The sequence below is a fragment of the Streptomyces malaysiensis subsp. samsunensis genome (assembly GCF_024519315.1).
GTDB classification, from domain to species: domain Bacteria; phylum Actinomycetota; class Actinomycetes; order Streptomycetales; family Streptomycetaceae; genus Streptomyces; species Streptomyces malaysiensis.
The window spans coordinates 18,133-28,863 of record NZ_JANIIC010000095.1; the positions used below are offsets into that span (position 1 = coordinate 18,133).

A 10,731-nucleotide genomic window follows, 5' to 3' on the forward strand; every position below is an offset into this window, starting at 1 on the left:
GTCCCCCGGGCCGGGCCGGGCCCGGGGGCGGGGCTGATCACCCTGCCGCCGCTGGTGGACCAGCACAGCCATGGCACGGTCGACGGCGAACTCGGGATCGGTTCGTTCGAAACCCATCTGGCGGCCGCCGCCGGGTCGGGCGCGGCCCCGGCCGGCACCACCTTCTTCGACAGCTGGACCGGTCTCGCGGTGCGCCGCTGGTGCCCCCCGCTGCTGGGGATGGAGCCCCACTGCGCGCCCGTCAGCTATCTCGCCCGCCGCCGTGAGCTGGGCGCCTACCGCGCGGCGCGGCTGCTGCTGCGTGGCGCGGGCATCGGCACCTTCCTGCTGGAGTCCGGCGCCCGGGACGACCTCAGCACCCCCGAGGAGCTGGCCACGGCCGCCGACGGCGCGGTCCATGAGGTGATCCGCCTGGAGCCGCTGGCCGAGCAGGTCGCCGACACCTCCGGCACCGTCGACGCCTTCATCGGCAACACCGCCGAGGCGCTGTACGCGGCGGCCCAGCACGCGACCGCCTTCGCCATGGGGATCGCCTTCTGCGACGAGCTCCCGCCCGATCCGCGAGAGGTGCGGCGCGCCGCCGCCCGCTGGCTCGCGCTCACCGTGCGCCCGGCCCGGGACCGCGCCCCCGATCCCGCGCTCGCCCAGCATCTGCTGTGGAGCGCCGTCGCGACCGGCCTACCGGTACAGCTGCACTGCGCCGATCCGCAGTCGCTCACCGGCTTCCTGCGTGCCACGGCGGGCTTCGGCACCGATCTGGTGCTGCTGCCCGACCGGCCGCACCACCGGCGGGCGGCCCAGCTCGCCGCGGCCTTCCCGCATGTCTACGCGGACGCCGGGCCACGGCCCGGGGAGACCCTGGGCGAGGCGCCGTTCGGCAAGCTGCTCTTCTCGACCGGCGCGCGGGCGCTGCCCGAGCTGTATGTGACCGCGTCCCGGCTGTTCGGCCAGGCCATGGCCCGGCTGGCGCAGGAGTGGGTCGGCGAGGGGATCTGCACCCGGGCCGAGGCCCAGCGGATCGCCGGGCTGGTCGCGTCCGGGACCGCGCGCCGGGTCTACCGGCTGGACGCGGCCGGCTCGGGCTGAACGGTCTCGTGGTCGCCCGCGGGGGCGGGGACGGCCGCCGGGAGCGCGCCGCGCTCGCGCTGGGCGAGCAGCACCCGCAGCACCGCGATCCACACCAGGCAGGAGCCGAGCATGTGGATGCCGACGACGACCTCGGGCAGATGGGTGAAGTACTGCACATACCCCACCACGCCCTGGAGGAGCAGGACGACGAGGAGCTCCAGAACCGTACGGCGCTGGTCGGCGGGGGCCTTCACGGCCCGCAGCGTGAACCACAGGGCGACGGTGAGGCCCAGCACGATGTAGACGAAGTCCACGTGCAGCTGGGTGATCTCCTGCCAGTTCAGCGGGATGCGGTGCACCTTACGGGCGTCACCGGCGTGCGGACCCGCGCCGGTGACCACCGTGCCGATGACGATGAGCGCGCCGGTGGCGGCGATCAGCAGCCGGGTCAGCTGGCGCACCGGTCCGGCCACCAGCTCCCGCGGTTCGCCATCGCCCTCGCGCGCCCGCCACCAGGTCAGCACGGCGACCGTGAGCAGCGCGGAGGACAGCAGGAAGTGCGAGCTGACGATGTACGGGTTGAGCCCGGTGAGCACCGTGATGCCGCCGACCACGGCGTTGCCCATGACGATCCAGAACTGGGCCCAGCCGAGCCGGGTGAGGGAGCGGCGCACCGGCGTCCTGGCGCGGGCGGCGATGATCACCAGCCCGATGACGGCGCACAGGACGTACGTCAGCATGCGGTTGCCGAACTCGATGGCGCCGTGGATGCCCATGTCGGAGGTGGGCGTCAGACTGCCGGAGGTGCACTTGGGCCAGGTGTCACAGCCCAGCCCGGACTGGGTCAGCCGGACCGCGCCACCGGTCACCACGATGACCACGGCCATCACCACAGTGGCCAGCGCGGCCCGCTCCACGAAGCGCGCGGAGGGCTGCCAGCGCCGGGCGATCAGCTCGAACGGATTCAGCGAATTCGGCACGGACCCATCGTAGGCCGCCGCTTGTGCAGGTTTTCACGAGGGGTTGTGCTTCGGTAAAGCCGCAGGTCACGGAGGGGGCGGGCGGCTTCCGACGGTGGCGCGGCCTACTCCCAGCGGAAGAAGCGCGCCGCCGCGCCCAGCCCCAGCACCGCCCAGACCGCCAGGATCCCCAGATCCCGCCACGGCATCCCGGCCCCGTCCCGGAGGACGTCCCGCAGCCCGCCCGAGAGTGCCGAGATCGGCAGCAGCTCAAGGACGCTCCGCGCGGCGCCCGGGAACTTGTCCAGCGACACGATGACGCCGCCGGCCACGAGCAGCAGCAAGAAGACCAGATTGGCGGCGGCCAGGGTCGCCTCGGCCTTCAGGGTGCCCGCCATCAGCAGCCCGAGGCCGGAGAACGCCGCCGTGCCGAGGATCAGCAGCAGCGCCACGGAGAGCGGGTCGCCGTGCGGCGACCAGCCGAGCGCCAGCGCGATCGCGGTCAGCAGCACGATCTGCATGACCTCGGTGACCAGAACCGCACAGGTCTTGGCGGCCATCAGCCCCCACCGCGGCAGCGGTGAGACGGCGAGCCGCTTGAGCACGCCGTAGCGCCGCTCGAAGCCGGTGGCGATGGCCTGGCCGGTGAACGCCGTGGAGAGCACGGCGAGCGCCAGCACACCGGGCGCCAGGAAGTCCACCGTGCTGCCGTCGGCGCCGGTGTCCACGATGTCGACGGTGCTGAACAGCACCAGCAGCAGGGACGGGATGACGACGGTCAGCAGCAGCTGCTCGCCGTTGCGCAGCAGCATCCGGGTCTCCAGCGCCGCCTGCGCCCGGATCATCCGCGTCAGCGGGGCCGCCCCCGGCTTGGGGAGAAAAGTGCCCGTGGCGGTCACGCTCGCAGCTCCTTACCGGTGAGCTCCAGGAAGACGTCCTCCAGGGTGTGCCGCTCGACCGAGATCCGGTCCGGCATCACCCCGTTCTGTGCGCACCAGGAGGTGACGGTGGCCAGCATCTGGGGGTTGACCTTGCCGGTGACGCGGTACGAGCCGGGTGTCAGCTCGGCGGCCGTGGAGTCGGCGGGCAGCGCCTTGAGGAGCGAGGCCAGGTCGAGTGCGGGGCGGCCGATGAAGCGCAGGGTGTTCTCGGCGCCGCCCCGGCACAGCTGCTCGGGGCTGCCCCGGGCGATCACCTTGCCGCCGTCGATGATCGCCACATCGTCGGCGAGCTGCTCGGCCTCGTCCATGTAGTGGGTGGTCAGCATCACGGTCACCCCGTCGTCGCGCAGATCGCGGATGAGGTCCCAGGTGGCGCGGCGGGCCTGCGGATCGAGTCCGGCGGTCGGCTCGTCGAGGAAGACCAGCTCGGGGCGGCCGACGACGGCCATGGCGAGCGCGAGCCGCTGCTGCTGGCCCCCGGAGAGCCGCCGGTAGGCGGTCCGGCCGCAGGAGGCGAGGCCGAGTCGCTCGATCAGCAGATCGACGTCCACCGGATGGGCGTGCAGGGTGGCCGTGTGGCGCAGCATCTCTTCTGCGCGCGCGCCGGAATAAACGCCTCCGGACTGGAGCATCACCCCGACCCGGGGGCGCAGCACCGGGGCGTTCGCGACCGGGTCGAGCCCGAATATCCGGACCGTGCCGGCGTCGGGGCGGCGGTACCCCTCGCAGGTCTCGACGGTGGTGGTCTTACCGGCTCCGTTGGGGCCCAGAACGGCGGTCACGGTGCCCCGGCCGACGGACAGGTCGAGCCCGTCGACCGCGGTCTTCGGGCCGTACCGCTTGACCAGGCCGACGATGTCGACCGCGGGCTCTTCTCGCATGCCCGGCAGTCTACGAATCGCCGGGCCCCGTGTGGGCGGCAGGGCCGGAAGTCCATGGGGCCGCCGCCCGGCCCCGGACGCGTCGCCGCAGGTGAACGGCGGTCCCGGAGTTAGGCAGACCTAAGTGACGTACCCCACCGGAACCGGAGATCTCCCCGCTTGTGTCTCGCCGGAGAATTACGCAACAATGGCGTTGTGAAATACGCGAGCGAGGTTTCGAAGGGGCGCGCGGCCGAGGTGGCCGCACGGTCCGGCGTGCCCGCGTCCGCGCCGGAGGAGCAGCACGGCACCCGCAACCGGGTGGCCCGCTCGATCCTCGACCACGGCCCCTCCACCGCGGCGGAGCTCGCCCTGCGGCTGGAGCTGACCCAGGCGGCCGTCCGCCGTCACCTGGACACCCTCGTCGCCGACGGCGTCGTCGAGCCCCGAGAGAAGAGGGTGTACGGGGCGCGGGGGCGCGGCCGCCCGGCCAAGGTCTTCGCGCTCACCGACTGCGGCCGCGACGCCTTCGACCAGGCGTACGACAAGCTCGCCGTCGACGCCCTGCGCTGGATCGAGCAGAGCGCCGGGGGCGGCGAGGCGGGGCGTGCCGCGGTCGCCGCGTTCGCCCGCGCCAGGCTCGCCGCCCAGGCGGAGGGATACCGCGGCGCCGTCGAGGCCGCCGCCCCCGGCCGCCGCACCGAAGCGCTGGCCGGTGCGCTCTCCGCGGACGGGTACGCTGCAACGGCGCGCAGCGCGCCGGTCGGCGAACAGCTCTGCCAGCACCACTGCCCGGTCGCCCACGCAGCCGAGCGTTATCCGCAGCTGTGTGAGGCGGAGACCGAGGTCTTCTCCCAGCTGCTCGGAACCCATGTGCAGCGTCTGGCCACCATCGCCCACGGCGACGGGGTGTGCACGACGTTCGTTCCGAAGACCGGCAAGGTCGAGAAGACCGACACCAGCACCACCAAGACCACCACCGCATCTGCCAGCACGGCCGGGAGGAACCCCGAATGACTCTCCCCATGGAGACCGCTCACCCCGAGCTCGAGGGTCTGGGCAACTACGAGTACGGCTGGGCCGACTCCGACGTGGCCGGCGCCTCGGCCAAGCGCGGCCTCTCCGAGGAGGTCGTACGCGACATCTCGGCGAAGAAGTCCGAGCCGGAGTGGATGCTCAAGCTCCGCCTCAAGGGCCTGAGGCTCTTCGGCAAGAAGCCCATGCCCACGTGGGGCTCGGACCTGTCGGGTATCGACTTCGACAACATCAAGTACTTCGTCCGCTCCACCGAGCAGCAGGCCGCCTCCTGGGAGGAGCTGCCCGAGGACATCAAGAACACCTACGACAAGCTGGGCATCCCGGAGGCCGAGAAGCAGCGCCTCGTCGCGGGTGTCGCCGCCCAGTACGAGTCCGAGGTCGTCTACCACCAGATCCGTGAGGACCTGGAGGAGCAGGGCGTCATCTTCCTGGACACCGACACCGCGCTCAAGGAGCACCCGGAGCTCTTCAAGGAGTACTTCGGCACCGTGATCCCGGCGGGCGACAACAAGTTCGCCTCGCTGAACACGGCGGTCTGGTCCGGCGGCTCGTTCATCTACGTGCCGAAGGGCGTGCACGTGGAGATCCCGCTCCAGGCGTACTTCCGGATCAACACCGAGAACATGGGCCAGTTCGAGCGGACGCTGATCATCGTCGACGAGGACGCCTACGTCCACTACGTCGAGGGCTGCACCGCGCCGATCTACAAGTCGGACTCGCTGCACTCCGCGGTCGTCGAGATCATCGTCAAGAAGGGCGCCCGCTGCCGCTACACGACCATTCAGAACTGGTCGAACAACGTCTACAACCTGGTCACCAAGCGCGCCGTGGCCTACGAGGGCGCGACCATGGAGTGGGTGGACGGAAACATCGGCTCCAAGGTGACCATGAAGTACCCCGCCGTCTACCTGATGGGTGAGCACGCCAAGGGCGAGACCCTGTCCATCGCCTTCGCGGGCGAGGGCCAGCACCAGGACGCCGGCGCCAAGATGGTCCACATGGCCCCCCACACCTCGTCGAACATCGTCTCCAAGTCGGTGGCGCGCGGCGGCGGCCGCACCTCCTACCGCGGTCTGATCGAGATCGGCGAGGGCGCCGAGGGCTCCAGGTCCAATGTGCTGTGCGACGCCCTGCTCGTCGACACGATCTCCCGCTCGGACACCTACCCCTATGTGGACGTCCGCGAGGACGACGTGTCCATGGGCCATGAGGCGACCGTCTCCAAGGTCAGCGACGACCAGCTCTTCTACCTGATGAGCCGGGGCCTGTCCGAGGACGAGGCCATGGCGATGATCGTGCGTGGCTTCGTCGAGCCGATCGCGCGCGAGCTGCCCATGGAGTACGCGCTGGAGCTCAACCGGCTGATCGAGCTGCAAATGGAGGGCGCGGTCGGCTGATGCCACCCCCTTCCGGCCCCGGCGGGGCACCGTCCCCGTCCGGGCACCCCATTCAGGCCCATCAGGCAGAAAGTGAGCAGTACGACAGCCATGGCTGAAACCATCCCGGCCGGATCCACTACGGACGGCGTCATCCAGGTGGGCCAGCCCACCGATGCCCGGGTGAGCGCGCCCGCGTCGTACGACGTGGCCGACTTCCCGGTGCCCCATGGCCGCGAGGAGGACTGGCGGTTCACCCCGCTGGAGCGGCTGCGCGGTCTCCACGACGGCACGGCCGTCGCCGACGGCGGCGTCAAGGTCGAGGTGACCGCCCCCGAGGGCGTCACTGTCGAGACCGTGGGCCGTGACGACGCGCGCCTGGGGAAGGCCGGCAAGCCGGTGGACCGGGTGGCGGCCCAGGCGTACAGCTCCTTCGAGAAGGCGTCGGTCGTCTCGGTGCCCAAGGAGACGGTGCTCACCGAGCCGGTGCGGATCGCCGTGCACGGCGAGGGCGGCACCGCCTTCGGCCACCAGGTGATCGAGGTCGGCGCCTTCGCCGAGGCGGTCGTGGTCATCGACCACACCGGTGACGCCACGGTCGCCACCAATGTGGAGTACCTGATCGGCGACGGCGCCAAGCTCACCGTGGTCTCGGTCCAGGACTGGGACGACACCGCCGTCCACGTCGGTCAGCACACCGCGCTGGTCGGCCGGGACGCCACCTTCAAGTCCGTGGTCGTCACCTTCGGCGGCGATCTGGTCCGGCTCCACCCGCGGGTCGTCTACGGCGCCCCTGGCGGTGAGGCCGAGCTCTACGGCCTGTACTTCACCGACAACGGCCAGCACCAGGAGCACCGGCTCTTCATCGACCACGACACCCCGCACTGCCGCAGCAACGTGGCGTACAAGGGTGCGCTCCAGGGCCAGGAGGCGCATGCGGTGTGGATCGGCGATGTGCTGATCCGGGCCGCCGCGGAGGGCACCGACACCTACGAGCTCAACCGCAACCTGGTTCTCACCGACGGCGCCCGCGTCGACTCGGTGCCCAACCTGGAGATCGAGACCGGCGAGATCGTCGGCGCCGGTCATGCGAGCGCGACCGGCCGCTTCGAGGACGAGCAGCTGTTCTACCTGATGGCGCGCGGTATCCCGGCCGACGAGGCCCGCCGTCTGGTGGTCCGCGGCTTCTTCGCCGAGCTCGTCCAGCAGATCGGGCTCCCCGAGCTGGAGGAGCGGCTGATCGCCAAGATCGAGGCCGAGCTGGAGGCGTCCGTAGGATGACCCAGACCTTCGTACGCGCCTGTGCGCTGGACGAACTCGACGAGGACACCCCCAAGCGGGTCGAGCTCGAGGGGGTGCCCGTCGCTCTGGTGCGCACCGAGGGCGAGGTGTTCGCGGTCAACGACATCTGCTCACATGCGAACGTCTCGCTGTCCGAGGGCGAGGTGGAGGACTGCCAGATCGAGTGCTGGCTGCACGGCTCCAGCTTCGACCTGCGCACCGGCAAGCCGTCCGGTCTCCCCGCGACGCGCCCGATCCCCGTATACCCCGTAAAGATCGAAGGGGACGATGTGCTCGTCTCCGTCACCCAGGAGTCCTGAGGCACCCATGGCCACGCTTGAGATCCACGACCTGCACGTTTCCGTCGACGCCGAGGGCGGTCCCCGCGAGATCCTGCGCGGTGTCGACCTGACCGTCAAGCAGGGCGAGACGCACGCCATCATGGGCCCCAACGGCTCCGGCAAGTCCACCCTCGCCTACTCGCTCGCCGGCCACCCGAAGTACACGGTCACCGGCGGCACCGTGACGCTGGACGGCGAGGACGTGCTCGCGATGTCCGTCGACGAGCGCGCCCGCGCCGGTGTCTTCCTCGCCATGCAGTACCCGGTCGAGGTCCCCGGCGTCTCGGTCTCCAACTTCCTGCGCACCTCCGCGACCGCGATCCGCGGTGAGGCGCCCAAGCTGCGCACCTGGGTGAAGGAGGTCAAGGAGGCCATGGAGCGCCTCCACATCGACCCGTCCTTCGCCGAGCGCAATGTGAACGAGGGCTTCTCCGGCGGTGAGAAGAAGCGCCACGAGATCCTTCAGCTGGAGCTGCTGAAGCCGGCCATCGCGATCCTCGACGAGACCGACTCCGGCCTCGACGTGGACGCCCTGCGGGTGGTCTCCGAGGGCGTCAACCGGGTCCGGGAGTCCGGCCGGGTGGGCACCCTGCTGATCACCCACTACACCCGCATCCTGCGGTACATCAAGCCCGACCACGTCCATGTGTTCGCGGCGGGCCGGATCGCCGAGTCCGGCGGCCCGGAGCTCGCGGACAAGCTGGAGGAAGAGGGCTACGAGGCGTATGCGAAGGGAGGCGCGTCCGAGTGACACAGTTGCCGGGCCTCCTCGACACCGAGGCGATCCGCAAGGACTTCCCGATCCTGGACCGGGTCGTCCACGACGGCCAGCGGCTCGTCTATCTGGACAACGCGGCGACCTCGCAGAAGCCGCGCCAGGTCCTGGACGTGCTGAACGACTACTACGAGCGCTCCAACGCCAATGTGCACCGCGGCGTCCATGTGCTCGCCGAGGAGGCCACGGCGCTGTACGAGGGCGCCCGCGACAAGGTCGCCGCCTTCATCAACGCTCCCAGCCGCGACGAGGTGATCTTCACCAAGAACGCGTCGGAGTCGCTGAACCTGGTCGCCAACATGCTGGGCTGGGCCGATGAGCCCTACCGGGTGGACCAGGACACCGAGATCGTCATCACCGAGATGGAGCACCACTCCAACATCGTTCCGTGGCAGCTGCTCTCGCAGCGCACCGGCGCGAAGCTGAAGTGGTTCGGCCTCACCGACGACGGCCGGCTCGACCTGTCGGAGATGGAGCGGGTCATCACCGAGAAGACCAAGGTCGTCTCGTTCGTGCTGGTCTCCAACATCCTCGGCACCGTCAACCCGGTCGAGGCGATCGTCCGCCGCGCCCAGGACGTCGGCGCCCTCGTGGTGATCGACGCCTCCCAGGCCGCCCCGCATATGACGCTGGACGTACAGGCGCTCCAGGCCGACTTCGTGGCCTTCACCGGCCACAAGATGTGCGGCCCGACCGGGATCGGGGTGCTGTGGGGCCGCCAGGAGCTGCTGGAGGACCTGCCTCCGTTCCTCGGCGGCGGCGAGATGATCGAGACCGTCTCGATGCACTCGTCCACCTACGCCCCGGCGCCGCACAAGTTCGAGGCCGGTACGCCCCCGATCGCCCAGGCCGTCGGCCTCGGCGCGGCCGTGGACTACCTCACCTCGATCGGCATGGACAACATCACCCGCCATGAGCACGCCCTCACGCACTATGCGGTCGGCAGGCTCCTGGAGGTGCCGGATCTGCGCATCATCGGCCCCACCACGGCCGATGAGCGCGGCGCCACGATCTCCTTCACGCTCGGCGACATCCACCCCCACGATGTGGGCCAGGTCCTCGACGAGCAGGGGATCGCGGTCCGGGTCGGCCACCACTGCGCCCGCCCCGTATGCCTGCGCTACGGAATTCCGGCGACCACCCGAGCGTCGTTCTATCTGTACTCCACGCCCGCCGAGGTCGACGCCTTGGTGGAGGGCCTGGAGCACGTACGGAACTTCTTCGGGTAGGGGCGTGCCGCGTGAAGCTGGATTCGATGTACCAGGACGTCATCCTGGACCACTACAAGAACCCCCATGGGCGGGGGCTGAGGAACGGCGACGCAGAGGTACACCACACCAATCCGACCTGTGGTGACGAGATCACGCTCCGGGTGCGGCTTGACGGCGACACCATCGAGGACGTGAGCTACGAGGGCCAGGGCTGTTCCATCAGCCAGGCCAGCGCCTCCGTGCTCAATGAGCTGCTGGTGGGCAAGGAGCTGGCCGAGGCACGCCGGATCCAGGAGACCTTCCTGGAGCTGATGCAGTCCAAGGGCCGGGCCGAGCCCGACGACGCGATGGAGGAGGTGCTGGAGGACGCGATCGCGTTCGCCGGTGTCTCCAAGTACCCGGCCCGTGTGAAATGCGCCCTGCTGAGCTGGATGGCGTGGAAGGACGCCACGGCGCAGGCACTGGGCGAGACCGCCGGAGGGAAGACCGCATGAGTGACAACGTGACCGCCATCAAGCCCGCGAGCGAGGAAGAGGTCCGCGAGGCCCTGTACGACGTCGTGGACCCCGAGCTGGGCATCGACGTGGTCAACCTCGGTCTCGTCTACGGCATCCATGTCGACGACGGCAATATCGCCACCATCGACATGACGCTCACCTCGGCCGCCTGCCCGCTGACCGACGTCATCGAGGACCAGGCCAAGTCCGCGACCGACGGCATCGTCAACGAGCTGCGGATCAACTGGGTCTGGATGCCGCCGTGGGGCCCGGACAAGATCACCGACGATGGACGTGAGCAGCTGCGGGCGCTCGGCTTCAACGTCTGACGGCTCCCCCTGGGTTTTTCGAGCGGCCCCCGCGCTTCGGCGCGGGGGCCGCTCA

Annotated in this window: 12 protein-coding genes; 9 read left to right on the top strand and 3 right to left on the bottom strand. The window is 70.2% G+C overall.

Translation table 11 applies throughout. The annotated features are described in order from the left end of the window. Window positions 1–33 precede the first annotated feature (33 nt). A complete protein-coding gene (locus NQU54_RS44460; RefSeq protein ID WP_257635995.1) occupies window positions 34–1,086 on the top strand; it encodes an amidohydrolase in 1,053 nt (350 codons plus the stop codon). On the opposite strand, the gene NQU54_RS44465 is transcribed toward NQU54_RS44460, so the two are convergent. The 3 genes from NQU54_RS44465 to NQU54_RS44475 all read right to left on the bottom strand — a co-directional run bounded on the left by NQU54_RS44465 (window position 1,056) and on the right by NQU54_RS44475 (window position 3,849). Beyond that, entirely contained in the window at window positions 1,056–2,048 is a 993-nt protein-coding gene (locus NQU54_RS44465; RefSeq protein ID WP_257635987.1) for a COX15/CtaA family protein, read from the bottom strand. The genes NQU54_RS44460 and NQU54_RS44465 overlap by 31 nt on opposite strands. A gap of 104 nt (window positions 2,049–2,152) precedes the next feature. Then, the gene (locus NQU54_RS44470; protein WP_257635988.1) at window positions 2,153–2,926 is read right to left on the bottom strand and encodes an ABC transporter permease; all 774 of its coding nucleotides are present in this window, start codon (window positions 2,924–2,926) and stop codon (window positions 2,153–2,155) included. Beyond that, entirely contained in the window at window positions 2,923–3,849 is a 927-nt protein-coding gene (locus NQU54_RS44475) for an ABC transporter ATP-binding protein (protein WP_257635989.1), read from the bottom strand. Before NQU54_RS44475 ends, NQU54_RS44470 begins: the two co-directional genes overlap by 4 nt. A 195-nt stretch (window positions 3,850–4,044) precedes the next feature. On the opposite strand from NQU54_RS44475, the gene NQU54_RS44480 reads away from it, so the two are divergent. The 8 genes from NQU54_RS44480 to NQU54_RS44515 all read left to right on the top strand — a co-directional run bounded on the left by NQU54_RS44480 (window position 4,045) and on the right by NQU54_RS44515 (window position 10,676). Next, window positions 4,045–4,845, top strand: coding sequence for a helix-turn-helix transcriptional regulator (locus NQU54_RS44480; protein ID WP_372506404.1), 801 nt, complete (start codon window positions 4,045–4,047; stop codon window positions 4,843–4,845). Continuing rightward, a complete protein-coding gene (gene sufB, locus NQU54_RS44485) occupies window positions 4,842–6,263 on the top strand; it encodes a Fe-S cluster assembly protein SufB (RefSeq protein WP_257635990.1) in 1,422 nt (473 codons plus the stop codon). Before NQU54_RS44480 ends, sufB begins: the two co-directional genes overlap by 4 nt. 90 nt (window positions 6,264–6,353) lie before the next feature. Next, window positions 6,354–7,523 carry a Fe-S cluster assembly protein SufD gene (gene sufD, locus NQU54_RS44490; RefSeq protein WP_257635991.1) on the top strand — a complete coding sequence of 390 codons (1,170 nt, stop codon included), beginning with the start codon at window positions 6,354–6,356 and terminating at the stop codon, window positions 7,521–7,523. Further along, the gene (locus tag NQU54_RS44495) at window positions 7,520–7,843 is read left to right on the top strand and encodes a bifunctional 3-phenylpropionate/cinnamic acid dioxygenase ferredoxin subunit (protein ID WP_069869953.1); all 324 of its coding nucleotides are present in this window, start codon (window positions 7,520–7,522) and stop codon (window positions 7,841–7,843) included. The genes sufD and NQU54_RS44495 overlap by 4 nt, the downstream gene beginning before the upstream one ends. Window positions 7,844–7,850: 7 nt before the next feature. Next, window positions 7,851–8,615: a Fe-S cluster assembly ATPase SufC gene (gene sufC, locus NQU54_RS44500; protein WP_069869952.1), complete on the top strand. Its 765-nt coding sequence runs from the start codon at window positions 7,851–7,853 to the stop codon at window positions 8,613–8,615. Then, entirely contained in the window at window positions 8,612–9,868 is a 1,257-nt protein-coding gene (locus tag NQU54_RS44505; RefSeq protein WP_257635992.1) for a cysteine desulfurase, read from the top strand. The genes sufC and NQU54_RS44505 overlap by 4 nt, the downstream gene beginning before the upstream one ends. An 11-nt stretch (window positions 9,869–9,879) precedes the next feature. Continuing rightward, window positions 9,880–10,344 carry a Fe-S cluster assembly sulfur transfer protein SufU gene (gene sufU / locus NQU54_RS44510; protein ID WP_257635993.1) on the top strand — a complete coding sequence of 155 codons (465 nt, stop codon included), beginning with the start codon at window positions 9,880–9,882 and terminating at the stop codon, window positions 10,342–10,344. Further along, a complete protein-coding gene (locus tag NQU54_RS44515) occupies window positions 10,341–10,676 on the top strand; it encodes a metal-sulfur cluster assembly factor (RefSeq protein WP_069869949.1) in 336 nt (111 codons plus the stop codon). Before sufU ends, NQU54_RS44515 begins: the two co-directional genes overlap by 4 nt. Window positions 10,677–10,731: the final 55 nt, after the last annotated feature.

Excerpts from the sequence above, each read along its gene's own strand:
- NQU54_RS44495 (WP_069869953.1), top strand. The coding sequence starts at position 7,520 with ATGACCCAGACCTTCGTACGCGCCTGTGCGCTGGACGAACTCGACGAG.
- sufD (WP_257635991.1), top strand. The coding sequence starts at position 6,354 with ATGGCTGAAACCATCCCGGCCGGATCCACTACGGACGGCGTCATCCAG.
- sufB (WP_257635990.1), top strand. The coding sequence starts at position 4,842 with ATGACTCTCCCCATGGAGACCGCTCACCCCGAGCTCGAGGGTCTGGGC.
- NQU54_RS44515 (WP_069869949.1), top strand. The coding sequence starts at position 10,341 with ATGAGTGACAACGTGACCGCCATCAAGCCCGCGAGCGAGGAAGAGGTC.
- NQU54_RS44475 (WP_257635989.1), bottom strand. The coding sequence starts at position 3,849 with ATGCGAGAAGAGCCCGCGGTCGACATCGTCGGCCTGGTCAAGCGGTAC.
- sufC (WP_069869952.1), top strand. The coding sequence starts at position 7,851 with ATGGCCACGCTTGAGATCCACGACCTGCACGTTTCCGTCGACGCCGAG.